We start from the raw sequence: 22,068 nt of genomic DNA on the forward strand, positions 1-22,068 counted from the left end.
GTGAGAGTAGAGCCTGCGGCATGTGAGCGGAAATTCGTAGTGGGCTACGAAGTTTCGCTCACGTGCGGCGCAGCCGCTCCGCCTCACGAGTGGCGGGATGCACCGCGATCAGACCGAGACCCCGGCGACGCTTGCACAGCGATGCCAGTTCGTCGTACGCGGCCTTGCCGAGCAGCTCGGTCAACTCCGGCTTGTAGGACTCGAACACCTGCTTCGATCCGACGTGCGCGTCGGGCGAGCCCGAGCAGTACCAGTGCAGATCGAGACCACCCTCGCCCCAGCCGCGTCGGTCGTACTCACCGATCGTGGTCTTGAGAATCTCGGAGCCGTCCGGCCGCGTCACCCAGTCCTGAGTACGTCGGATCGGCAGCTGCCAGCACACGTCGGGTTTGACCTCGAGCGGTTCGATGCCCTTGCGCAGTGCCATCGAGTGCAGCGCGCACCCGATTCCGCCCTCGAACCCGGGTCGGTTCTGGAAGATGCAGGCACCCTTGTAGCGCCGCGTACGCAGCGACTGTTCGTCGTCGAGATCGTCGTATTCGACGTACCCCTTCTTGCCGAGACCCTTGTCCATGAGCTGCCAGTCCTGGGGGATGAGCAACTTCACCGACTCGTCGAGCTTGCGCTTGTCGTCGTCGTCGGACAGGAACGCGCCGTGGGAGCAGCACCCGTCGTCGGGCCTGCCCTCGACGGTTCCCTGACACGCCGGAGTCCCGAACACGCAGGTCCAGTTGGACAACAACCACGTCAGATCCGCGACGATGAGGTGTTCCGAATTGTCGGGGTCGGGGAACTCGACCCATTCTCGAGGGAAATCCATCTCGACCTCTGCAGCGAACGGCTGCTGCTCACGACCTGCTGTCACAAACGACGACGGTAGACCCAGTACCGTGGGCATGTGCGAATAGGGGTGCTCGACGTCGGTGCAGACGCGGCTCGAGTCAACTCCTCGAGGCAACTCGTAGCGTTCGTATCGCGGATCATGGCGGCCGACCGTGCAGAATCGGTAGGTGTCAGCGCCGACGGGTCGCCACAACTGGCGGCCGGGGCTCTGGTCGCGGAGGCGAGCATGCGGGCATCGACAACGGAGTCACTCGAGATATGCCCGTGGGCGCTGAAGGAAGGTTTGATGTTGAGGAAGCTGGACCCCGAAACCGACGGCGATCTGGTGGGGAGTTCGAGATGAGCGACACCAACCCGGAGGACACCGGACAGATCTCGGTTGCCGAGCTCTTGGCCCGAAACGGTCAGAAGACGAACCTGAGCGCGGGCGGTCGCCGTCGCCGTGGCGTCAAGGGCGGCATCTCCGTCGCCGAGCTGACCGGTGAGATCCCCGTCGTTCGTGACGAGCCCGGCAACCGCAGCGCCCCGGTTGTCGAGACCCCGGCCCCCGACGAGCCCGAGCCCGAGACGTCCGACGTCGCTCCGGCAGCGCCGCAGAGCAACGATGCGGCCGAGGACGCTGCACCCGCCGCCGTCTCCTCGCGGCCACAGCCGGCTCGGCCGCAGAGCACTCGCCCCACCCCGTTCCAACCGGCAGGCAAGCGCGAGAAGCAGCAGCCGGAGCCGGAACTGTTGTCCGGTTCCACCACGGTTGCCGGTGACCTGCTGAACCGCTCGCACGACGACACCGAACGCGCCAGGCACCCGGTGGCACCGACGTCGGCTGCGACGCCGACGTCGGATCGGCTTCCGTACGGATCAACCGCGGCCGAGCAGAGTCGGACCCGCAAGCCGGTTGGCTTCCGCGCACCGCGGCAGGTCGAGGTGGCCGAGCCGAACACCGATGTCGCTCCGCGAGCAGCGGTCGTCGACGTCGACGACCTGACCAAGACCGTGGTGTCGCCGCGCCTCGCGCGCGTCGAGGACACGGCAGCCGAGTCGGTGGGGGTCGAGACGTCCGCCGCCACCGAGGTCGTCGATCTCGCGAAGCCGGGGATCGACGACGAGCCGAAGACCGCGACCGACGTCGAGACCGACACGGCAACCGACGACGCACCGGACGCGGCGGCCGACAGCGCGACTGCGGCCTCGCGCACCGATCGCCGGGCAGCGGCCGTCAAGGGCAAGGGCGGTGCCGTCCGGCAATGGCTGGTGCTGATCGGTCAGGCCGTGGTGTCGATCGCCGTCGGCGCGCTGCTGTTCAAGGGCTTCGAGCAACTGTGGGACGTGCTGCCGTGGGTCGCGCTGGTGCTGTCGGTGCTGGTCATCGTCGGGCTCGTCGCAGTGGTGAGAATTCTGCGGCGCACCGACGATCTGATGTCGATCGTCATCGCGATCGCCGTCGGCGTCTTCGTCACGCTCGGTCCGCTCGCCTTCCAGCTCAGTACCGGCTGAGCCGGCACGCCGATGGGTGCGCAGCGAATTCGGGTGGGACTGTCCACCGCCTCGGTCTACCCGCAGAACACCGAGGCGGCGTTCCGGTACGCGGCGGAGCTCGGGTACGACGGCATCGAGCTGATGGTGTGGGCCGAGTCGGTCAGTCAGGACGTCGACGCCGTGGCCGCGCTCTCGCGGGAGTACTCGATGCCGGTGCAGGCCATCCACGCGCCGTGCCTGCTGATCTCGCAGCGAGTGTGGGGATCGGATCCGGTCGCCAAACTCGCCCGGTCGGTCGAGGCGGCCGAGAAGCTGGACGCGGCGACGGTCGTGGTGCACCCACCGTTCCGGTGGCAGCGCAAGTACAGCGACGGCTTCGCCGATCAGGTCGCCGAACTCGAAGCGAACTCCCACGTGGTGGTCGCCGTCGAGAACATGTTCCCGATGCGGGCCGACCGCTTCTTCGGGCGCAAGGAGAAATCCGCACAGCGACTCGAACGACGCGGTGGTCCGGGCGCAGCCCTGTCGGCGTTCTCGCCGTCGTACGACCCGACCGACGTCGGCCACGATCACTACACGCTCGACCTCTCGCACACCGCCACCGCAGGCTCGGACGCGCTCGAGATGCTCGACCGGATGGGCGAGGGCATCGCGCACCTGCATCTGGCCGACGGCCGGGGCGCATCGGTCGACGAGCATCTGATCCCCGGTCACGGCAGCCAGCCATGTGTCGAGGTGTGCACCGAACTGGTGCGCCGCGGCTTCGAAGGTCAGGCAGTGATCGAGATCAACACGCAGAACGCGCGCACGGTCCCCGAACGATCGTCGATGCTCGGACAAGCACTGCAGTTCTCCCGCGCACACCTGTCCTGAGGCCGCCGGTAAGTTGTCGCCAATGAGTTCCGCCAGCCCCTTCAAGGCCGCCACCACCCTGACCGCGCTCGAGGTCGACGCCGACACCGGATCGTTCGCGGGCGCCATCGACTCCACCTGGACCATCGGTCCCAAGGTGCACGGCGGCGCGATGCTCGCGGTCTGCGCCGCAGCAGCGCGTCAGCAGATCGTGAGGACCGACCCGGAGCAGACCGAGATCCAGCCGCTCGCAGTGAGCGTCAGCTACCTGGCCGCACCCGATCCCGGCGAGGTAGCGCTGACGACCATCGTGCGCAAGCGCGGTCGCCAGGTCTCCCACGTCGACGTCGAGCTCACCCAGGCCGGACGCGTTGCCGTGCGGGCGGTGGTGACCCTCGGTCGTCCGGACTCCGACGAACCCCACCACGAGACACCGACGTCGTTGTCGTCGATGGCCGTCGAACCTCCCGCCGAGACACTCGCGGTGGCAGGCGATCATCCGATGGCGTCCATCGTGCACGTCGCCAAGGGCTGCGAGATGCGTATCGACGCATCGTCGGCGTCGTTCCTGACCGGTCAGCAGGGCGAGGCGGAGATTCGATTGTGGGTGCGCCCATTCGCGGGCGACGAGGCCGACGTCGACACCGCAGTGCTGTTCGCGCTGATGACCGGAGACATCTCGGCCCCGGTGACCATGAACCGCGGAATGTTCGGTTGGGCTCCGACCGTGCAGCTGACGACCTACCTGCGACGCCGTCCGGCACCGGGGTGGCTGCGCGTGGCGGCGACCAGCACCGTCATCGGCAGCACCTGGTTCGAGGAGGACCACGTGGTGCTGGATTCGACCGGTGCCGTCGTGGTGCAGAGCAGACAGTTGGCGATGGTGCCGCGCTCGAACTGACATGGCAGGCTTGGCGTCCATGACGAGAATTGCAGTGATCGGCGGCGGACGGATCGGCGAGGCGTTGATTGCGGGACTCCTCGAGTCCGGCCACGCTGTGCGCGATCTGGTGGTCGCCGAGAAGTCCGAGGCCCGCGCCAAGGAGATCGCCGAGGAATTCGGAGTACTGACCACCACCGTCGGTGACGCATCCGAGGGTGCCGACGTGATCGTGCTGGCGGTCAAGCCGGCCGACGTCGAAGCGGCACTGAACGAGATCACGAAGATCGAACTCGACGGCGATCGCGAACAACTCATCGTCTCGCTGGCCGCAGGCGTCCCCACCGCCAAGTTCGAGCCCAAGCTCCCCGCCGGTTTCCCGGTCGTTCGGGTCATGCCCAACACCCCGATGTTGGTGGGGGAGGGCGTCAGCGTGTTGGCACCGGGCAAGTACGCCCGCGCCGAGCACCTCGAACTGGTGCGCTCGATCCTTTCGGCCGTCGGCAAGGTGGTCGTGGTCAAGGAGAATCAGCTCGACGCCGTGACGGCCGTGTCCGGCTCCGGCCCGGCCTATTTCTTCCTGGTGGCCGAGGCCATGATCGACGCGGGAGTAGGCCTGGGATTGAGCCGCGACGTGGCGTCGGCGCTCGTGGTTCAGACGATGGTGGGGTCGGGGGCGATGCTCGATCGCTCCGACGAGAGCGCGAGCGAGCTCCGATACGCCGTGACTTCTCCGGGCGGAACCACCGCCGCTGCGGTGCGCGAACTGGAGAGAAACGGCCTCCGAGCAGCGTTTTTCGATGCCCTCGGTGCCGCGAATGCCCGATCCGTTGAGATGGGCATCACAGCAGAATAAAAAATCTTTTCCCCACTCCCGTCGCAGTAACCCCATCTGTCCCTATAGGCTCGGGGGCAGCACGTGCGTGTCTGTTCGGCAGGAGGGGAAGCCTGCCGCATGAGACGTGCCGGAGGTATGTGGATTGATGGCGTCTATAAACAAGCCGTCCAAGGGTTCGTCCCCGGACGGTCAACCGGCTCTGGCCGGAACGCAGTTCCTCACGGTCGCCGAAGTGGCGACGCTGATGAGGGTTTCGAAAATGACCGTGTACCGGCTGGTGCACGGCGGAGAATTGCCCGCTGTACGAGTGGGTCGATCTTTTCGTGTGCACGCCAAGGCGGTCCACGACTATCTCGAGACCTCGTACTTCGACGCAGGCTAGTAGTGCACGTGGGGCCGGTTTCGTAAGTCCTGGTTCACACCGGTAGGATTGGCGCTCGTCGTGCCAGCCAGCCGGTGTGTAGCCGTGGGCGAGTACGTGGCCCCAGCGCCAGCTCGGTGACCGCAGCCCTAGGGCTTGGTTGTCAGGTAGGCGTACGCAAACGGCGTGCGCGAAAACGCTAGAGAAGAACGTGAGGACACCCGCATGGGTTCAGTGATCAAGAAGCGTCGCAAGCGCATGTCGAAGAAGAAGCACCGCAAGCTGCTTCGTCGTACCCGCGTGCAGCGCAGGAAACTCGGCAAATAAGCCTGCCGTCATCTGCTTCACGAAGAAGCCCGTCACCGTCGGTGGCGGGCTTCTTCCGTTCGAAGAACGGGCTTTGCTTCTCACCCACCCGGACACCTGCTGATCCAGTAGGCTTTGCAGCGGAACCGACGTTGGGGGTGCGCAGTGAGTCCGAGCGATCGTGGATCGACCGCGCCCCGAGTGGTCCTCGTGACCGGAGCGAGTCGATTCCTCGGCGGCTACCTCGTCACCAGGCTGGCCCAGAATCCGAACGTCGAGCGCGTCATCGCCGTCGACGCCGTGTCTCCGAGCAAGGATCTGCTGCGCCGGATGGGTCGCGCGGAATTCGTCCGCGCCGACATTCGTAATCCGCTGATCGGCAAAGTGATTCGCAATGCAGGCGTCGATACCGTCGTGCACGCAGCGACCGTCGCCAAGCCTCCGAAATCCGGTGGCCGCGCGACGATGAAGGACCTCAACGTCATCGGCGCGATGCAGCTGTTCGCGGTCTGCCAGAAATCGCCGACCGTCGAGAGGGTCGTACTGCGTTCGTCGTCCTCGGTGTACGGCTGCAGCGCGAAGGACCCGGTGCAATTCACCGAGGAGATGAGTGCCCGACGCCCCCCGAGCGGTGCGTACGCGCGGGACACGATCGACATCGAGGGATACCTACGTGGCCTCGGCCGTCGACGACCGGATATCGCGGTGTCGATCCTGCGCATGGCACCGCTGATCGGTCCGCGACTGAACGGCACCATCTCGCGCTACATGACCTCGCCGCTGATCCCCAGCATCGTCGGTCGCGACGCCCGCATGCAGTTGCTGCACGAAGAGGACGCCCTGGCTGCGCTCGAGCGCGCCACTCTCGGCGGGTCGGCGGGCACGTTCAACATCGGAGCCGACGGCACGATCATGCTCTCCCAGGCGATTCGCCGAGCCGGCCGCGTTCAGGTGCCGGTACCGTTCCCGCTCTTCAAGAGCGTCGGCCGCGCCCTGATGGGCGGCATGATGCGCGAGTTCACCACCGAGCAACTCGACTATTTCCACTTCGGCTGCGGACTCGACACCACCCGCATGCGGTCCGTCCTGGGATTCGAGCCGCGGTGGACCACGGTTCAGGCGTTCGACGACTTCGTCCGAGGCGCAGCGCTGCGGCCGGTCATCAGAACCGAATGGGTGGACAGCGTCGAGGATCGACTGGTCTCGGCCGTCGAGACAGGCGCGTCCACGGCGCGTGCACTGGCAGCACTGCCGCGTTCCGGAGCGGTGCGTAGTTCGGGAGGGGACGGGTGAGCGAAGTGGCCAAAGTGATTCCATTGCACGGCGGCACCTCGGGACGCTCGGCCCGAGCGGCTGCGGGCTCGCGTGAGCGGCACCCCTCCGCCTACACCGATCCCCGAGAGCCGACGCCGTTGCTGGACCCGGCGCCTGCCGCCGCATCGACCGTGACGCCGTCGATACCGGCTCCGCTGCTGTCGATGATCGACGACACCAAGTCCACGATCGTCGACCAGATCTCCTCGGTCGCCGAGTTCGTACGCAGGCGGCTGGCCGGTGACTACAGCGTCGACGAGTTCGGCTACGACCCGCACTTCGCCGACGCGATCTGGCTTCCGTTGCTGCGGCCGCTGTTCGACAAGTGGTTCCGCGTCGAGGTCAAAGGCATCGAGAACATTCCGTCCGACGGCGGCGCACTGGTCGTTGCCAACCATGCAGGCGTGGTGCCCGTCGATGCGTTGATGGCGTCGGTCGCCGTGCGCGATCACCACCCGGCGCACCGGCCTCTGCGAATGTTGGCCGCCGACATGGCATTCGAGATGCCCGGCGTCGGCACGATCGCCCGCAAGGCCGGGCACACGCTGGCCTGCAACCCCGACGCCGAGCGTCTGCTGCGTACCGGCGAGGTCGCCGCGGTGTTCCCCGAGGGGTTCAAGGGCATCGGCAAACCGTTCAGTGAGCGCTACAAGTTGCAGCGATTCGGCCGCGGCGGATTCGTCTCGGCTGCGCTGCGGACGGGTGTGCCGATCATCCCGTGCTCCATCGTCGGCTCGGAGGAGATCTACCCCAAGATCGGCGACATCGCACCGCTGGCCCGACTGATGGGCATGCCCTACTTTCCGGTCACGCCCTTCTTCCCGCACCTCGGTCCGCTCGGTCTGATTCCGATGCCGTCCAAGTGGTACATCGAATTCGGCAAACCGATCCCCACCGACGGGTACGACTCCACCGCGTTCGAGGATCCGATGGTGCTGTTCGAGTTGACCGACCACGTCCGCGAGACCATCCAGCACACGCTGTATCGACTGCTTGCCAAGAGGCGCAACGTCTTCCTGGGTTAGACGCTCGGGTTACCCTGTGGCAGTGCATATCCGCGACACCACCGCTGCCGATCTACCCGAGATTCTCGACATCCACAACGATGCGGTCGCCAACACCACCGCCATCTGGGACGAGGAACAGGTCGATCTCGCCGATCGCACGGCCTGGTTCGAGGGCCGGATCGCCGCCGGATACCCGGTCCTCACCGCAGAGGTCGACGGACGGGTGGCCGGATACGCGTCGTACGGGCAGTGGCGGGTCAAGAGCGGCTATCGGCACTCGGTGGAACACTCGGTGTACATCCACCGAGACTTCTACCGTCGCGGACTGGCCAGTGCGCTCCTGAGCGAACTGATCGAGCGGGCGCAGGCGAGCGAGGTGCACGTGCTGGTCGGGTTCATCGAATCCGAGAACACCACGTCGATCGCACTGCACGAGAAACTCGGGTTCGTCACCGTCGGGCAGATGCCGCAGGTGGGCGTGAAGTTCGGTCGCTGGCTGGACCTGACGCTGATGCAGCTCACGCTCTGACTGTCGTCACCGGGATGGATCAGGACTTGCGACGGCCGATCACCGCGGCGAGCCCACCGCCCACCGCTCCCAGGGCCAACGCCGTGGGCACTCCGATCTTGGCTGCCTTGCGTCCGGTGCGGTAGTCGCGGATCTCCCAACCCCGGTTCTTGGCCAGCTCACGCAGGTCGGTATCGGGGTTGATCGCCACGGCGGTGCCGACCAGGGAGAGCATCGGCACATCGTTGTGGCTGTCCGAGTACGCGGTGCAGCGCTTGAGGTTGAGACCTTCGCGCACCGCCAGCGAACGCACCGCGTGCGCCTTACCGATGCCGTGCAGGATGTCGCCGACGAGACGGCCGGTGAACACCCCGTCCTTGCTCTCGGCGACCGTTCCCAGAGCCCCGGTCAAGCCGAGGCGCTTGGCGATGATCTGGGCCAGTTCGAGAGGAGTGGCCGTCACCAGCCAGACCTGCTGACCGGCGTCGAGGTGCATCTGCGCGAGAGCCCGGGTACCGGCCCAGATCTTGTCCGCGATCAACTCGTCGTAGATCTCCTCACCGAGCCGGGTCAGCTCCGAGGTGGGACGGCCGGTGATGAACGAGAGCGCCTTCTCGCGGCCACTGGCCACGTCCTCGCTGTTCTCCTTGCCGCTGACCCTGAATTTGACCTGCTGCCAAGCGAATTGGGCCAGATCGCCGCTGGTGAAGTACTTGCGCGCGGCCAACCCGCGAGCGAAGTGAATGATCGACGCGCCCTGCACCATCGTGTTGTCCACGTCGAAGAAGGCGGCAGCAGTCAGATCCCGCGGAACGGCCGCCTCGGACTCGATCTGCAACGCCAGGGCGGCATCGGCACTGGCCTGGCCTGCCACGTTGGCGCGGACCTCGGCGTCGGTCGGACCGAATGGATTGCGAATCCTGCGGATGCGGCGTTTGAACTGCTTGTCCTCGCTCGGATCGTTGGTATCGACCATGTCGATATCGGGCGTGTTCTCGATCGGCAGGTCTGTTCCCCCGTCGCTCACCATGTCCACCTCCCAGTCGAGTCGCTCGCCGCAAGCCTAGTCGGGGTCGTCCGGACGACAGGCGAAGGGCAGTACTGCGCGCCCGTCGTTCGGCCCCCGATCGGACCGGGGACTGTGACCTTCGTCTCCGCCGAGCTCGTGTCACAGTGGATTCATGCAGACAACTCCCACCGGCGTGGCTCTTCTCACCCGCGCAGGCTGCCATTCCTGCACGCACGCGTTCGAGGTCTTGAGCGAGGTGTGCCGCGAATTCGACGTGCCGGTCACCGTCGTCGACGTCGACGAGGCGGCAGCGGAATCGCCTGACCTGCGTGCGGAGTACGGGGATCGAGTGCCCGTGGTGCTCCTCGACGGCATCGAACACAGTTACTGGGAGGTAGACGTGCCGCGGTTGCGAGCCGATCTCACCCGGGCAGGGCACCCTAAGAACGTGTGATTGCTCTCGCGTGTGCAGGTGAGGGCCGGTGTGCGCAACTTTGTTCATTCGTTCACAAGCAGTTACCGTGGTGTGAACAGCGTCCGTGAAATAGACACGAACGCAGGATCAGCGTGAAGACCGGCATCGACGCCGTTCGGACGAGGAGCCCCAGACGTGACCGAAGAGCGCCCGTCGCCCAGCGGCGTAGAGCGGGTCATCCCTCAGGCTACGGTCACCCGTCTGGCGACGTACCTGCGGGTCCTCTCCATCCTCGCAGACGAGGGCGTTCTCATCGTCTCCAGTGAAGAACTGGCCACCGCAGCAGGCGTCGGATCGGCCAAACTCCGCAAGGATCTGTCCTTTCTCGGCCCCAACGGCGTTCGCGGAGTCGGCTACGACGTGGCGCGCCTGCGCGCCAAGATCGACAGCGCACTCGGACTCGATCGCGGCCATCGCGTCGTCCTGGCCGGAGTCGGCAACCTCGGACAGGCGCTGGCCGGCTACGGCGGATTCGCCCGACGCGGCTTCACGATGGTCGGACTGTTCGACAACGACCCGGCGCGCGTGGGCATCGACATCGACGGACTGACCGTCCGGCACGTCGACGAACTCGTGGTCGCCTGCCGTGAACTCGAAGCCACCATCGGCGTCATCGCCACCCCCGACGAATCCGTGCACAGCGTCGCCGAGCAACTCGTCTCCGGTGGCGTCGAATCCATCCTGAGCTTCTCGCCGATGGTTCTCGACGTCCCCGAGCATGTCGAGGTGCGGCGCGTGGACCTGGCGGTGGAGATGCAGGTGCTCTCCTTCAACAGCTCGCGCAACGTCTCGGGACCGACCGACATCGACGGTCCGGCCATCGTCACCGCCCCCCGGCCGCAGCCGGTATCGCCGCCCCCGCTCACGTCAACGGCACGCCTCGGCCGCAGTCACGGCCCGCGCATCGCCGGCAATCCAAGCCCAGTCAACAGTTCGACAAGAAACGGATCGGTGATTGCACCGTGAGTGTCCTTCTCGTCGGGATTTCGCACCGTAGCGCTCCCGTCGCAGTTCTCGAGCGTGTCGCCATCACGGACACCGATCGCCCGAAACTGACCGACAAGCTGATGGCCAGCGGAAGCATCTCCGAGGTCATGGTGGTGTCCACCTGCAACCGGGTCGAGATCTACGCCGTCGTCGACGCCTTCCACGGCGCGCTGACCGCCGTCGGCGAAGTTCTCGGCGAACACTCGGGGCTCGAGATCGCGGACCTGACCAAGCACGCGTACGTCCGCTACAGCGAGGCCGCCGTCGAGCACCTCTTCGCCGTGGCCAGTGGCCTCGACTCGATGGTCATCGGCGAGCAGCAGATCCTCGGCCAGATCCGTTCGGCCTACGCCGCCTCGGACGGCCAGCAGGCCTCGGGCCGCGTGATGCACGAACTGGCTCAGCAGGCCCTGCGCGTGGGCAAGCGCGTGCACAGCGAAACCGGAATCGACGCCGCCGGAGCCTCGGTGGTCTCGGTCGCCCTCGACCGCGCCGCCGACAAGTTCGACGGTTCCCTCGCCGGCCGCAAGGCCGTCGTCCTCGGAGCCGGAGCGATGGGCGGCCTCGCCGTCGCCCACCTCGGCCGCGCAGGCATCGGCGCGCTGACCGTCGTCAACCGCACCCGTGAGCGAGCCGACCACCTGGCCGAGAACGCCGTCTCCAACGGGATCGCAGCAACCTCGGTCGCCATCGAGGACCTGGCCGACGCAGTCGCCGAGGCCGACATCCTCCTCACCTGTACCGGAGCGGTGGGGGCCGTGGTCTCCATCGCCGACGCCCACCTCGCGCTCGCCCGCCGCGGCTCGGATCGACCGTTGGTGATCTGCGACCTCGGTCTGCCGCGCGACGTCGACGCCGCGGTGTCGGGTCTGCCGGGCGTCACCGTCTTCGACATGGAGTCCCTGCAGCGCGATCCTGCTGCCGGTGCCGCAGCCAACGACGCGTCGGCCGCCCGCGAGATCGTATCCAGTGAACTCTCGGGTTACCTTGCCGGACAACGACTTGCCGAGGTCACCCCCACCGTCACGGCGCTGCGCCAGCGCGCTGCCGAGGTGGTCGAGGGAGAGCTGCTCCGTCTCGAATCGCGACTGCCAGGGCTCGACTCGCCGCAGCGCGACGAGGTGGCGCGCACCGTGCGCCGCGTCGTGGACAAGCTGCTGCATTCGCCCACCGTGCGGGTCAAGCAGCTCGCCAGCACACCGGGTGGAGATTCCTATGCCGCTGCGCTGCGGGAGTTGTTCGAACTGAGCCCCGGCTCGGTCGACGCCGTCGCCACGCCCATGGAGATCGGCTCGCTGGAACTGGTGGACGATTTCACCGCCAGCCGCACCGATCTACGCTCGGACTCCTACCCCGGCGGAACCACCGGTCAGGAGCGTGCCGAATGACCGCCGTCGTCAAGATCGGTACTCGCGGAAGCCTTCTCGCGACCACCCAGGCCGACACGGTTCGGGTGGCCCTCGCGGCAGCCGGAGTCGAAGCGGAACTGGTGATCGTCAAGACCGCAGGCGACCTGTCTGCTGCTCCCGTGCAGACGATCGGCGTCGGCGTCTTCACCGCGGCGCTGCGTGAGGCACTGGCCGACGGCACCGTCGACATCGCGGTGCACTCGTACAAGGATCTGCCGACCGCGGCCGACGACCGGTTCACCATTGCCGCCATCCCGGCTCGCGAGGATCCGCGAGATGCCCTGGTCGCCCGTGACGGACTGGTACTCGGTGAATTGCCCGCCGACGCGAAGGTCGGCACGTCCGCCCCGCGTCGTATCGCTCAATTGCGCGCTCTCGGACAGGGATTGGACGTTCAGCCGTTGCGCGGCAACCTCGACACGCGGATCGGGAAGGTGGCGTCGGGTGAGCTCGACGCCGTCATCGTCGCCCGCGCCGGACTGGCCCGCATCGGCCGACTGGACGTGGTCACCGAAGCGCTGGACCCGGTTCAGTTGCTTCCGGCACCCGCCCAGGGTGCGCTCGCCGTCGAATGCCGCGTCGAGGACACCGATCTCGCGGCGGCCATCGCCACCCTCGACGACGCGCACTCACGCGCCGCGGTGGCAGCCGAACGCGGACTGCTCGCCGAACTCGAAGCCGGCTGCACCGCCCCGGTCGGCGCGATCGCCGAGGTCGTCGAATCCATCGACGAGGACGGCCGAATCTTCGACGAACTGTCCCTGCGAGGCTGCGTCGCCGCCATCGACGGCAGCGACACCATCCGCGCGTCGATCGTCGGATCACCCGAGCGAGCCGAGGAGCTGGGCCGGGAATTGGCCCGCGAACTGCTCGATCTCGGTGCGCGCGAACTCGTTTCGGTCACCGAACCGGCACAGGCCGATTCTCGTCTACGGGGTGGATCTCATGTCTAGGGCCATAACGGCACCAGTCCGCGGACGCGCCAAACGCAAGGCGACCCGTCCCGTGGTGCGAAGAGAGTCGATCGCCACCGCTCGACTGATTCCGAAACGGGGCACCGCAACCCCGATAGAACTGCAGTACCCACACAAGACAGCACTGGAGAACAACCGATGAGCCCAGTCCGCAAGAACACCAACGGACGGATCCTGTTCGTGGGATCCGGGCCGGGTGACCCGGCTCTGCTCACGGTCCGGGCACGGGAAGTGCTCGGAGCGGCCGAGCTCGCATTCACCGATCCCGACGTCGACAAGGGCGTCACCGCCCTTGTCGGTGCCGACGTTCCGCGTGACCCGGAGACGGGCGAGAACGGTGTCGAGGTTCGTCCGGCACTCGGCGAACCGGCCGAGGTCGCCAAAACCCTTCTCGCCGAAGCCAAGAACGGCCACGACGTGGTTCGCCTGGTCTCCGGTGATCCGCTCACGACCGACTCGGTGATCGCCGAGGTCGGCGCCGTCGCACGCACGCACGTGCCGTTCGAGGTGCTCCCCGGCCTGCCCGCAGGATCGGCCGTGCCCAGCTACGCCGGAATGGCACTCGGCTCGGGTCACACCGAGGCCGACGTCCGAGGCGAGGTCGACTGGGCAGCTCTCGCCGCGGCCCCCGGCCCGCTGGTACTGCACGCAACATCGGGTCACCTGGCCGAAACCGCCAGTGCCCTCGTCGAACACGGCCTGGCACCGCAGACACCCGCGGCCATCACCGTCCGCGGCACCACCCGTCAGCAACGCACCGTCGAGGCCACCCTCGCCACCCTCAACGACGCCGGATCCGAGCTCGTCGGATCCCTCGTCGTCACCGTCGGCAAGGTCGTCTCGGGTCGAAACAAGATGTCCTGGTGGGAATCTCGCGCCCTGTACGGCTGGACCGTGCTGGTACCTCGCACCAAGGATCAGGCAGGGGAGATGAGCGATCGCCTCGTCACCCACGGTGCCATCCCCATCGAGGTTCCGACCATCGCCGTCGAGCCCCCGCGCAGCCCGGCCCAGATGGAACGCTCCGTCAAGGGCCTGGTCGACGGTCGCTACCAGTGGGTCGTCTTCACCTCGACCAACGCCGTTCGCGCCGTGTGGGAGAAGTTCGAGGAGTTCGGTCTGGACGCTCGCGCGTTCTCCGGTGTCAAGATCGCCTGTGTCGGTGAGGCAACCGCGGCGAAGGTGCGCTCGTTCGGCATCAACCCCGAACTCGTGCCCTCGGGTGAGCAGAGCTCGCTCGGACTGCTCGAGGACTTCCCGCCGTACGACGAGGTCTTCGACCCGGTCAACCGAGTCCTTCTGCCGCGCGCCGACATCGCCACCGAAACGCTCGCCGAGGGGCTGCGCGAACGCGGCTGGGAGATCGACGATGTCACGGCCTACCGCACCGTTCGGGCGGCACCGCCCCCCGCCGAGACCCGCGAGATGATCAAGACCGGCGGCTTCGACGCAGTGTGCTTCACGTCGAGCTCCACCGTCCGGAACCTGGTCGGCATCGCCGGAAAGCCGCACGCTCGCACCCTGGTGGCGTGCATCGGCCCCAAGACCGCCGAGACGGCCGTCGAATTCGGTCTGCGAGTGGATGTGCAGCCCGAGTCGGCACAGGTCGGACCGCTGGTCGAGGCTCTCGCCGAGCACGCGGCTCGCCTGCGGGCCGAGGGCGCACTGCCCCCGCCGCGCAAGAAGTCGCGCCGCCGGTAACTCGGCCGCCGATCTCACGCTCAGCACACCCGGTCCGTAAGGAGTTCGCTTGTTCCCCACCGACCGTCCCCGACGCCTGCGCCGCACCCCGGCACTGCGTCGACTCGTGGCCGAGACCTCGCTCGAGGCACGGCATCTGGTGCTGCCGATGTTCGTGGCCGACGGCATCACCGAGCCTCGGGCGATCAGCTCGATGCCCGGGGTGTACCAGCACACGCTGGATTCGCTGAGCGCTGCCGCCGAGGAGGCCGTCTCGGCAGGCGTCGGCGGCGTCATGCTGTTCGGAGTACCGAGACCCGAGGACAAGGACGAAACCGGCTCGGGGGCAACCGACCCGGACGGAATCCTCAATCGGGGTCTGGCGCGGCTGAAGGCCGACCTCGGGGATTCGACGGTCATCATGGCCGATACCTGCCTGGACGAGTTCACCTCCCACGGGCACTGCGGAGTCCTGGGGGAGAACGGTTCCATCGACAACGACGCCACCCTGTTGCGGTACGTCGACATGGCCGTCGCACAGGCGGATTCCGGTGCGCACCTGCTCGGACCGAGCGGAATGATGGACGGTCAGGTCGGGGCCATCCGCGCCGGACTCGACGCTGCAGGCCACGTCGAGGTCGGTCAGCTGGCGTATTCGGCGAAGTACGCCTCGGCGTTCTACGGCCCGTTCCGCGAAGCAGTGGGGTCCTCGTTGCAGGGCGATCGCCGGACGTACCAGCAGGATGCGGCGAACCGCCGGGAGGCCACCCACGAGGTGGAGCTCGATCTCGCCGAGGGTGCCGACATGGTGATGGTCAAGCCGGCGATGTCGTATCTCGATATTCTTCGCGACGTCGCCGAGATGTCACCGGTTCCGGTTGCGGCGTATCAGATCTCCGGGGAATATGCCATGATCACCGCCGCCGCTCAGAACGGGTGGATCGACCGCGACGCAGCGGTGCTGGAATCGCTCGTCGGCATTCGACGCGCCGGTGCCGATGTCGTACTGACCTATTGGGCTACCGAAGTGGCGGGCTGGTTGTGAACGAATTTCCTCCGAACAACAACCCGGACGGCACCAACCCAGACAGCAACAGGCCGGGTAACCCCCCTCCGCAGCCGGATTGGCAGCGCTGGGAGCTCGAGCACGGGTTCCCGCAGACAGGACCGGAGCTCGAGCCGACCCCGCGTCCGGCGCCCGTCGACGTAGAGACCGCACGCCACCTGTGGTGGGGAGTTGCTCTGATCGGGGCGCTGTCGGCGCTGTTCTCGGTGTGGACGCTGTTCGGGGCGCGCGAGGAATTCGCGCAGTCCTTGCTCGACGACCTCGCGGCGCAGGACGCGGCCGCCGACATGACGGTGGAGTCCACGCAGTCGATGGTGACGGTGATGCTCGTCGTCACGGTGTTCGTGGTCATCGGTTTCGGGGCGTTGTTCCTGCTCTGGGTAGAGCGAATGCGCGCAGGCAAGATGTGGGCGCGCATGCTGCTCACCATCATCGGATCGTTCACGGTGTTCACCATGATCCTCGAACTGTTCGCCATTGCGTCGAGCGCAGGAGCCATGAACATCGTGATGAGTGTGCTCGGCATCGGCCAGGGAGTGCTGGCCGCCGGGGCGATCTATCTGATGCACCGTCGGGAATCCAACGAATACTTCGTCGCTTCGGGGCAGCGGTAGTTTTCAGAACTCGATAGTTTTGGGCGCGTTCGAGGCTGCGGGACCGGCTGTGTGACTAGCATCACTGTCGATATCGTCTCGAGTGATCGGAACCGACATGGCAGAGCACACCCCTGCAGCAGCGAGCATCACGCAGCCGACCGCAGCACCGGCCGTCGATCGCGAGCCCTGTCCCGCCGAGAGCGGTCGCCCCGGCTGGGCCCTGCTCGGGCTGCTGCTCGCCGTCTCGGCCGCCATCGCGATCATGGCACTGGGAATTTCTGCAGGCTGAGCACGTCGCGTCGGCGCGGAAATCTCTGCCGGCCGAACGCACAGCTCGCCCCCGGTGGCAGGATGTCTGGCGTGAGCGCAGACACCGACACACCGATCGCCCGGCCCCGAGTGGTTTCCGCCGCCTACTGGCTGTGGCTGACCTCCGCGGTGCTGCTGATCGTCGTCTGCATGATCGCCCTGACGCTCCCCGCCGACCAGATAAGAGCGTCGTTCACCACCGGCGGCGCGACGGACGAACAGGTCGATTCGTTCCTGACGGTCTTTCGTGGACTCGGCGTGATCTTCGGTGTGGTCGGGCTGGCCGTCGGCCTGATGTCGGGCCCGGTCCGGGGCGGAGACCGCCGTTTCCGACGCGCCCTGGTCGCTCTGTCCGGAGCCACCGCGCTGCTGCTGACCTTCGCCGCGCTGGTGTTTCCGTTCGTGCTGCTGGTGATCACGGTCGCGTTGGTGGTCGCAGCGGTCCTGGTCTACCGGCCGTCGGCACGGGAGTGGTTCATCCGTGAGCAGTGATACCCCCACCGACGAGACCGTGCTCTTCCACGAGCCCGGTGGCCGGTGGCGGATGCTGGCCTGGGGGCCGGTGTTCTGCCTCGTGGTACTCGCGGTCGAGCTCGCATCAGGACCGGTGGTCCACTGGTTCGCTCTCGCTCTCTTCTCGCTGATTCTCGTCGGTTTCACGTACGTCCAGCTCCGCGCCGCGCGTATGCACGTCAGCGTGGAACTCACCACCCGTCGGCTGCGCCAGGGAACCGAGACCGTCGACCTCGACGAGATCGACGACATTCTGCCCCCTGCCGAGTACGCCGACGGCGAATACGAGCCGAAGAAGTGGGAGACCGCGCGGGTACTCGGCGAGCTGTCGGGCGTCCCGCGCAAGCGCCACGGCATCGGGCTGCGTCTGGTGGGCGGCGGACTGGTGCAGGCCTGGGCGAAGGACGACGACGGTCTGCGCGCGGCTCTCGAAACGGCGAAGCGGGAGTACCTGTGAGGAAGTCCCTCGGGTGGGCGGAGTTGGTGCTGGCTCTGCTCGCGGTGATCGGAGCGGTCGCGTGCTGGAACGCCGGGGTGCGCACCACGGAGTTTCCCGCGGTTCCGGAGGTGTCCCCGGCATATTCGGGGACGTTCTACTCGGGGTCCTGGATTGCGCTGGCCGCTCTCGCCGCCATCGTGGCCGGACTGTTGACGGTCGACGGCGTCCGTCGACTCGTGTCCGGAGGCGCACCCCCTACCGGGTAGGGGTATCATTGCGGACATGAGCAGCTACAGCGCCGAGCAGGACGACCTGCTGAAGCGATTGCGTCGTATCGAGGGCCAAGTGGCCGGGATATCGAGAATGGTCGCAGACGATCGCTACTGCATCGACGTTCTCACCCAGGTGTCCGCGGTGACCAAGGCTCTGCAGTCGGTGTCGTTGAAGCTGCTCGACGCCCACCTCGCTGGATGCGTGGTGGAAGCCGCGAAACACGGCGGACCCGAGGCGGACGCGAAAGTGAAAGAGGCCTCCGAGGCCATCGCGCGCCTGGTTCGTTCCTGACTCGAGAGGGAAGAGTGAAGATGCAGACGACATATTCGGTCGAGGGCATGACGTGCGGGCACTGCGCCGCATCGGTGACGGAAGAGGTATCGGAGATCTCGGGAGTCACCGGCGTCGACGTCGATGTGGATTCCGGTGCGGTCGTGGTGAGCAGCGATTCGACGCTCGACACCGCGGCGGTGGACGCCGCAGTCGCCGAAGCCGGGTATCGACTGGTGTCCTGACGCACTCGGTCGGTGGTTCGGAAGTCGCGAAAACGGTGATACCGGAAAAATGGGACTCATCGAACATCGTCAGGAGCGCTCGTGAAGAAACCTGTCACCGGCGCAGCCGTCCTCGCCATGAGCGTCGCCCTGGTGGCGGCCTGTTCGGCGGACACCACCGACCAGGGCAGTAGCGCAGAGCCGAGCGAGTCGTCCGCGACCGCGTCGCAGAGCTCTTCCGACGCTGCTCCCTCCCCGGCCGCGCCTGCCGGGCCGCTGCCGAACCTGTCGGTCACCACCGTGCTCGATGGCCTCGACAAACCGTGGGACGTGGTGGTCGCTCCCGATGGAACGGTGCTGACGGGGGAGCGCTCCGGCCGGTTCGTCATCCGCGACTCGGCCGGAGTCCAGCGTGAACTGAATGCGGACCTCGGCGATCTCTACGCCGCCGGTGAGACCGGACTGATGGGGATCGCACTGGCTACCGATTTCGCTGCGTCGCGAACGATCTACACCTGTCAGGGTGTGCGCGGCGACGACGGTCACCACATCGGCGTCATGTCGTGGACCGTGGACCCGCAGTGGACGGCCCTCACGCGCACCGGCACCCTCGTCGACGACATTCCCGTTGCCGACGGCGGGCGTCACGGTGGCTGCCGCATCCTGGCCCATCCCGACGGCACGCTGTACATCGGCACCGGGGACACGGCGACGCCGATGGTTCCGCAGGATCGGAACTCGTTGGGCGGCAAGGTGTTACACGTCAATGCAGACGGCACCGCCGCAGCCGATGCCCCGGATCGGATCTTCACTCTCGGTCATCGCAATGTGCAGGGATTGGCGATCCGTCCCGGAACCGACCAGATCTTCGAGGTCGAGCAGGGGACGAGCCGAGACGACGAGCTGAACCTGTTGGTGCCGGGCGGCAACTACGGTTACCGCCCCGATCGACGGTCGTCGGTCTACGACGAATCGGTCCCCATGACCGACCCCGACCGGGTTCCCGGTGCCCTGCCCGCAGTGTGGAGTTCGGGTGATCCCACCATCGCCACCCCCGACGTCACGTTCACCGACGGTGAGCAGTGGGGTTCCTGGAACGGTGCGGCGGTGATCTCGAGTCAGCAGGGCGAGAAGCTCGTCTTCCTGGCACTGTCGGACGACGGAACCGAGTACGTCGCCGAGGCCGAGGCACTGGAGGGCACGTACGGCAGGCTGCGGTCGCTGACCCCCTTCGGCAGCGACGGCGGCTTTCTGCTCACCACCGACAACGGCTCCGACGACCAGGTGCTGCTCGTCACCCCCGAGGTCGGCTGACCAGGGGTTGCCGCTACTACGCGGGACCGGGGATTGCCGTGGATTCGTTCTGCTGCCGGGAACCGAATCGCGTCATGAGTCGGCGGTTTGCCCGAAGAGTGTGTTTAAGATCATGTGATACCGGTCATATCGGGCCGGTCGCGGATCGTCGTCAGGAGTGTGGATGAACAAGCTGGTGTCCAGTTCCGGAGTGATAGCTGCCAGCGTCCTCCTGACGCTTGCCGGTACGACCACCGCGACGGCGCAGGCCGACCCGCTCCCCGATCTGACGGTCACCACCGTGCTCGCCGGACTCGCCAAGCCGTGGGATGCGGTGGTCGCGCCGGACGGAACGGTGCTGACGGGAGAACGCTCGGGACGGTTCGTGATCCGCGACGTCGGCGGTGCCACCCGCGAACTCGCCGCGGACCTCGACGACCTGTACGCGTCCGGCGAGACGGGCCTGATGGGCATAGCTCTCGCGACGGATTTCGCCGCATCCAGAACCATCTACACGTGCCAGGGTGTGCAGGGCGGCAGTAGTGGCGGTACCGGTAGCGCCGGAACCGGAAGTGCGGGAGGCGCGAGCGAGAACCACATCGCCGTGCTCTCGTGGACTGTGGATCCGGAGTGGACCGCTCTGACCCGCACCGGCACCCTCGTCGACGACATTCCCGTTGCCGACGGCGGTCGTCACGGTGGCTGCCGCATCCTGGCCCACCCCGACGGCACCCTGTACGTCGGCACCGGAGACACGGCGACGCCGACGGTTCCGCAGGATCGGAACTCGTTGGGCGGCAAAGTGTTACATATCAATGCAGACGGCACCGCCGCAGCCGACGCCCCGGATCGCATCTTCACTCTGGGACATCGGAACGTGCAGGGCCTGGCGATTCGACCCGGCACCGGTCAGATCTACGAGGTGGAGCAGGGCACGACCCGAGACGACGAGATGAACCTGCTGGTGCCCGGCGGCAACTACGGCTACCGCCCCGATCGACTCCCCTTCATCTACGACGAGTCGGTACCGATGACCGATCCGACCCGCGTGCCCGGTGCACTCGCCGCCGTGTGGAGCTCGGGTAGTCCCACCATCGCCACGCCCGGTCTGACCTTCGCGAACGGCGCGGGATGGGGTTCCTGGAACGGGGCCGCGGTGATCTCGAGTCAGCAGGGCGAGAAGCTGACGTTTCTGAAGCTGTCCGAGGACGGCACGGAGTACATCGACGAGGCCGACGCCCTGGTGGGTACGTACGGTCGACTGCGCTCGCTCACCAGCTTCGGCGACGACGGCGCATTCCTCCTGACCACCGACAACGGATCGGACGACAAGGTCCTGCTGGTCACCCCCGCTGCCGACTGATGTGCGGCCCCGAGGTCATCGAGACCGTTCACCGCAGAATCGGCCGTAGGGCGCTGTTCGGATCGTTGGGAGCCGCCGCGTTGACCGTTGCGACGGCCGGGGCGGTGCGCGCCGAACCCGTTGTCGGTTCGGCGATTCCGGCGGGCCGCCTGGTCGATCTGACCCACACCCTGAGCCCGACGTTTCCGGTGTGGCCGGGCAGCGAACCGTTCACGATGCGGCCGGTCGCCGCCTACGAACTGGGCGGGTTCCTGGTGAACGAACTCTCGTACTGGGAGCACACGGGAACGCACATCGATGCCCCGGCGCACCGCATTCGGGGCGGCGCGACGGCCGACATCCTGCCCCTGGAGGATCTGATCGCCCCGCTGGTGGTGGTGGACATCTCCGCCCGGGCCGCGTCCGACCCCGAGGCCGTGGTGACGAGCGAGGACATCGCGCAGTGGGAGCGCGAGCACGGCCGGATTCCGGACCGCGCGCTGGTGGTGATGCACAGTGGCTGGCAGAACAGGCTGGCCGAACGTGCGGCCCCCGGCTTCGGCGCGGATGCGGCGCAGCTGCTGGCACGCGAGCGGGACATCGTCGGAATCGGAGTGGACACCCTGAGCCTCGACCGGATGAACGACCGCGAATACCCGGCTCACACAGCGGTTCTCGGGGCAGGCCGATACGGAGTCGAGGCACTGGCAAATCTGGACGCGGTGCCCCGGCAGGGGCGACGGTCGTCGTCGGCGCTCCGAAGCACGCAGGCGCGACCGGCGGTCCCTGCCGGGTCTTCGCGGTAGTTCCCGGCTGAACCCGGC

The 22,068-nt window shown here is 67.0% G+C and carries 26 protein-coding genes and 2 pseudogenes; 26 read left to right on the top strand and 2 right to left on the bottom strand.

What is annotated here, in order from left to right:
- Positions 1 to 58: 58 nt before the first annotated feature.
- Entirely contained in the window at positions 59 to 820 is a 762-nt protein-coding gene (locus tag CH273_RS07680) for a hypothetical protein (protein ID WP_179275443.1), read from the bottom strand.
- Between the two features lie 111 nt (positions 821 to 931).
- Between CH273_RS07680 and CH273_RS07685 the strand changes: the two are divergent.
- From CH273_RS07685 to CH273_RS07730, 10 genes and pseudogenes are all read left to right on the top strand, one after another.
- Positions 932 to 1,186: pseudogene (locus CH273_RS07685) on the top strand (Ppx/GppA phosphatase family protein); the annotation flags it as partial.
- A complete protein-coding gene (locus tag CH273_RS07690) occupies positions 1,183 to 2,337 on the top strand; it encodes a hypothetical protein (protein ID WP_032393876.1) in 1,155 nt (384 codons plus the stop codon). The pseudogene CH273_RS07685 and the gene CH273_RS07690, both read left to right, overlap by 4 nt.
- A gap of 12 nt (positions 2,338 to 2,349) precedes the next feature.
- Positions 2,350 to 3,192 carry a sugar phosphate isomerase/epimerase family protein gene (locus CH273_RS07695; RefSeq protein ID WP_032393877.1) on the top strand — a complete coding sequence of 281 codons (843 nt, stop codon included), beginning with the start codon at positions 2,350 to 2,352 and terminating at the stop codon, positions 3,190 to 3,192.
- 22 nt (positions 3,193 to 3,214) lie between these two features.
- On the top strand, positions 3,215 to 4,072 hold the full coding sequence (locus tag CH273_RS07700; RefSeq protein WP_032393878.1) for a thioesterase family protein: 858 nt from the start codon (positions 3,215 to 3,217) through the stop codon (positions 4,070 to 4,072).
- Positions 4,073 to 4,091: 19 nt separating this feature from the next.
- Complete coding sequence (gene proC / locus CH273_RS07705) at positions 4,092 to 4,907, top strand: pyrroline-5-carboxylate reductase (protein ID WP_032394165.1); 816 nt, start codon at positions 4,092 to 4,094, stop codon at positions 4,905 to 4,907.
- A 127-nt stretch (positions 4,908 to 5,034) separates the two neighbouring features.
- Positions 5,035 to 5,271 (top strand): helix-turn-helix domain-containing protein, encoded by a 237-nt coding sequence (locus CH273_RS07710; RefSeq protein ID WP_008713658.1) that lies wholly within the window; start codon positions 5,035 to 5,037, stop codon positions 5,269 to 5,271.
- Positions 5,272 to 5,475: 204 nt separating this feature from the next.
- Positions 5,476 to 5,577 carry a 30S ribosomal protein bS22 gene (locus tag CH273_RS07715; RefSeq protein ID WP_003402602.1) on the top strand — a complete coding sequence of 34 codons (102 nt, stop codon included), beginning with the start codon at positions 5,476 to 5,478 and terminating at the stop codon, positions 5,575 to 5,577.
- Positions 5,578 to 5,721: 144 nt separating this feature from the next.
- A complete protein-coding gene (locus tag CH273_RS07720) occupies positions 5,722 to 6,849 on the top strand; it encodes an NAD-dependent epimerase/dehydratase family protein (protein WP_256981153.1) in 1,128 nt (375 codons plus the stop codon).
- On the top strand, positions 6,846 to 7,895 hold the full coding sequence (locus CH273_RS07725; RefSeq protein ID WP_032393879.1) for a lysophospholipid acyltransferase family protein: 1,050 nt from the start codon (positions 6,846 to 6,848) through the stop codon (positions 7,893 to 7,895). The genes CH273_RS07720 and CH273_RS07725 overlap by 4 nt, the downstream gene beginning before the upstream one ends.
- A gap of 22 nt (positions 7,896 to 7,917) precedes the next feature.
- Positions 7,918 to 8,406 (top strand): GNAT family N-acetyltransferase, encoded by a 489-nt coding sequence (locus CH273_RS07730; RefSeq protein WP_032394167.1) that lies wholly within the window; start codon positions 7,918 to 7,920, stop codon positions 8,404 to 8,406.
- Positions 8,407 to 8,425: 19 nt separating this feature from the next.
- On the opposite strand, the gene CH273_RS07735 is transcribed toward CH273_RS07730, so the two are convergent.
- Positions 8,426 to 9,361 (bottom strand): HAD family hydrolase, encoded by a 936-nt coding sequence (locus CH273_RS07735; protein WP_045200988.1) that lies wholly within the window; start codon positions 9,359 to 9,361, stop codon positions 8,426 to 8,428.
- 205 nt (positions 9,362 to 9,566) lie between these two features.
- Here CH273_RS07735 and CH273_RS07740 point away from each other — a divergent pair, with 205 nt between their 5' ends.
- The 16 genes and pseudogenes from CH273_RS07740 to CH273_RS07815 all read left to right on the top strand — a co-directional run bounded on the left by CH273_RS07740 (position 9,567) and on the right by CH273_RS07815 (position 22,061).
- Positions 9,567 to 9,848, top strand: coding sequence for a glutaredoxin family protein (locus tag CH273_RS07740; protein WP_032393880.1), 282 nt, complete (start codon positions 9,567 to 9,569; stop codon positions 9,846 to 9,848).
- Positions 9,849 to 10,004: 156 nt separating this feature from the next.
- On the top strand, positions 10,005 to 10,835 hold the full coding sequence (locus CH273_RS07745; protein ID WP_032393881.1) for a redox-sensing transcriptional repressor Rex: 831 nt from the start codon (positions 10,005 to 10,007) through the stop codon (positions 10,833 to 10,835).
- On the top strand, positions 10,832 to 12,244 hold the full coding sequence (locus CH273_RS07750; RefSeq protein WP_032393882.1) for a glutamyl-tRNA reductase: 1,413 nt from the start codon (positions 10,832 to 10,834) through the stop codon (positions 12,242 to 12,244). Before CH273_RS07745 ends, CH273_RS07750 begins: the two co-directional genes overlap by 4 nt.
- On the top strand, positions 12,241 to 13,218 hold the full coding sequence (hemC, locus tag CH273_RS07755) for a hydroxymethylbilane synthase (protein ID WP_032393883.1): 978 nt from the start codon (positions 12,241 to 12,243) through the stop codon (positions 13,216 to 13,218). The genes CH273_RS07750 and hemC overlap by 4 nt, the downstream gene beginning before the upstream one ends.
- Positions 13,219 to 13,377: 159 nt before the next feature.
- Positions 13,378 to 14,940 (top strand): bifunctional uroporphyrinogen-III C-methyltransferase/uroporphyrinogen-III synthase, encoded by a 1,563-nt coding sequence (locus CH273_RS07760; RefSeq protein ID WP_032393884.1) that lies wholly within the window; start codon positions 13,378 to 13,380, stop codon positions 14,938 to 14,940.
- Positions 14,941 to 14,989: 49 nt separating this feature from the next.
- The gene (gene hemB / locus CH273_RS07765) at positions 14,990 to 15,964 is read left to right on the top strand and encodes a porphobilinogen synthase (RefSeq protein WP_032393885.1); all 975 of its coding nucleotides are present in this window, start codon (positions 14,990 to 14,992) and stop codon (positions 15,962 to 15,964) included.
- Positions 15,961 to 16,599 (top strand): hypothetical protein, encoded by a 639-nt coding sequence (locus tag CH273_RS07770; RefSeq protein ID WP_052049244.1) that lies wholly within the window; start codon positions 15,961 to 15,963, stop codon positions 16,597 to 16,599. Before hemB ends, CH273_RS07770 begins: the two co-directional genes overlap by 4 nt.
- Before the next feature lie 97 nt (positions 16,600 to 16,696).
- Entirely contained in the window at positions 16,697 to 16,870 is a 174-nt protein-coding gene (locus tag CH273_RS27615) for a hypothetical protein (RefSeq protein WP_155290783.1), read from the top strand.
- Between the two features lie 71 nt (positions 16,871 to 16,941).
- Positions 16,942 to 17,382, top strand: a complete 441-nt coding sequence (locus CH273_RS07780) for a hypothetical protein (protein WP_052049245.1) — start codon at positions 16,942 to 16,944, stop codon at positions 17,380 to 17,382.
- A gap of 52 nt (positions 17,383 to 17,434) precedes the next feature.
- Positions 17,435 to 17,860, top strand: coding sequence for a hypothetical protein (locus CH273_RS07785; RefSeq protein ID WP_045200992.1), 426 nt, complete (start codon positions 17,435 to 17,437; stop codon positions 17,858 to 17,860).
- Positions 17,857 to 18,108, top strand: coding sequence for a hypothetical protein (locus CH273_RS07790; protein WP_032393889.1), 252 nt, complete (start codon positions 17,857 to 17,859; stop codon positions 18,106 to 18,108). Before CH273_RS07785 ends, CH273_RS07790 begins: the two co-directional genes overlap by 4 nt.
- A 16-nt stretch (positions 18,109 to 18,124) precedes the next feature.
- Positions 18,125 to 18,406, top strand: a complete 282-nt coding sequence (locus CH273_RS07795; protein WP_032393890.1) for a metal-sensitive transcriptional regulator — start codon at positions 18,125 to 18,127, stop codon at positions 18,404 to 18,406.
- 20 nt (positions 18,407 to 18,426) lie between these two features.
- Positions 18,427 to 18,630: a heavy-metal-associated domain-containing protein gene (locus CH273_RS07800; protein ID WP_032394170.1), complete on the top strand. Its 204-nt coding sequence runs from the start codon at positions 18,427 to 18,429 to the stop codon at positions 18,628 to 18,630.
- Positions 18,631 to 18,747: 117 nt separating this feature from the next.
- Positions 18,748 to 19,923 (top strand): PQQ-dependent sugar dehydrogenase, encoded by a 1,176-nt coding sequence (locus CH273_RS07805; protein WP_082322378.1) that lies wholly within the window; start codon positions 18,748 to 18,750, stop codon positions 19,921 to 19,923.
- 163 nt (positions 19,924 to 20,086) lie between these two features.
- Entirely contained in the window at positions 20,087 to 21,265 is a 1,179-nt protein-coding gene (locus CH273_RS07810; protein ID WP_032393892.1) for a PQQ-dependent sugar dehydrogenase, read from the top strand.
- Positions 21,265 to 22,061, top strand: a pseudogene (locus CH273_RS07815) (cyclase family protein). Before CH273_RS07810 ends, CH273_RS07815 begins: the two are co-directional and overlap by 1 nt.
- Positions 22,062 to 22,068: the final 7 nt, after the last annotated feature.

It is taken from the genome of Rhodococcus sp. 05-339-2, assembly GCF_002258965.1.
In the GTDB taxonomy this organism is placed as follows: Bacteria; Actinomycetota; Actinomycetes; order Mycobacteriales; family Mycobacteriaceae; genus Rhodococcoides.

Excerpts from the sequence above, each read along its gene's own strand:
- CH273_RS07810 (WP_032393892.1), top strand. The coding sequence starts at position 20,087 with ATGAACAAGCTGGTGTCCAGTTCCGGAGTGATAGCTGCCAGCGTCCTC.
- CH273_RS07710 (WP_008713658.1), top strand. The coding sequence starts at position 5,035 with ATGGCGTCTATAAACAAGCCGTCCAAGGGTTCGTCCCCGGACGGTCAA.
- CH273_RS07680 (WP_179275443.1), bottom strand. The coding sequence starts at position 820 with ATGGATTTCCCTCGAGAATGGGTCGAGTTCCCCGACCCCGACAATTCG.
- hemC (WP_032393883.1), top strand. The coding sequence starts at position 12,241 with ATGACCGCCGTCGTCAAGATCGGTACTCGCGGAAGCCTTCTCGCGACC.
- CH273_RS27615 (WP_155290783.1), top strand. The coding sequence starts at position 16,697 with ATGGCAGAGCACACCCCTGCAGCAGCGAGCATCACGCAGCCGACCGCA.
- CH273_RS07800 (WP_032394170.1), top strand. The coding sequence starts at position 18,427 with ATGCAGACGACATATTCGGTCGAGGGCATGACGTGCGGGCACTGCGCC.
- CH273_RS07795 (WP_032393890.1), top strand. The coding sequence starts at position 18,125 with ATGAGCAGCTACAGCGCCGAGCAGGACGACCTGCTGAAGCGATTGCGT.
- CH273_RS07735 (WP_045200988.1), bottom strand. The coding sequence starts at position 9,361 with ATGGTCGATACCAACGATCCGAGCGAGGACAAGCAGTTCAAACGCCGC.
- CH273_RS07760 (WP_032393884.1), top strand. The coding sequence starts at position 13,378 with ATGAGCCCAGTCCGCAAGAACACCAACGGACGGATCCTGTTCGTGGGA.
- CH273_RS07695 (WP_032393877.1), top strand. The coding sequence starts at position 2,350 with ATGGGTGCGCAGCGAATTCGGGTGGGACTGTCCACCGCCTCGGTCTAC.
- CH273_RS07740 (WP_032393880.1), top strand. The coding sequence starts at position 9,567 with ATGCAGACAACTCCCACCGGCGTGGCTCTTCTCACCCGCGCAGGCTGC.
- proC (WP_032394165.1), top strand. The coding sequence starts at position 4,092 with ATGACGAGAATTGCAGTGATCGGCGGCGGACGGATCGGCGAGGCGTTG.
- CH273_RS07785 (WP_045200992.1), top strand. The coding sequence starts at position 17,435 with ATGCTGGCCTGGGGGCCGGTGTTCTGCCTCGTGGTACTCGCGGTCGAG.
- CH273_RS07805 (WP_082322378.1), top strand. The coding sequence starts at position 18,748 with ATGAGCGTCGCCCTGGTGGCGGCCTGTTCGGCGGACACCACCGACCAG.
- CH273_RS07700 (WP_032393878.1), top strand. The coding sequence starts at position 3,215 with ATGAGTTCCGCCAGCCCCTTCAAGGCCGCCACCACCCTGACCGCGCTC.
- CH273_RS07715 (WP_003402602.1), top strand. The coding sequence starts at position 5,476 with ATGGGTTCAGTGATCAAGAAGCGTCGCAAGCGCATGTCGAAGAAGAAG.
- CH273_RS07690 (WP_032393876.1), top strand. The coding sequence starts at position 1,183 with ATGAGCGACACCAACCCGGAGGACACCGGACAGATCTCGGTTGCCGAG.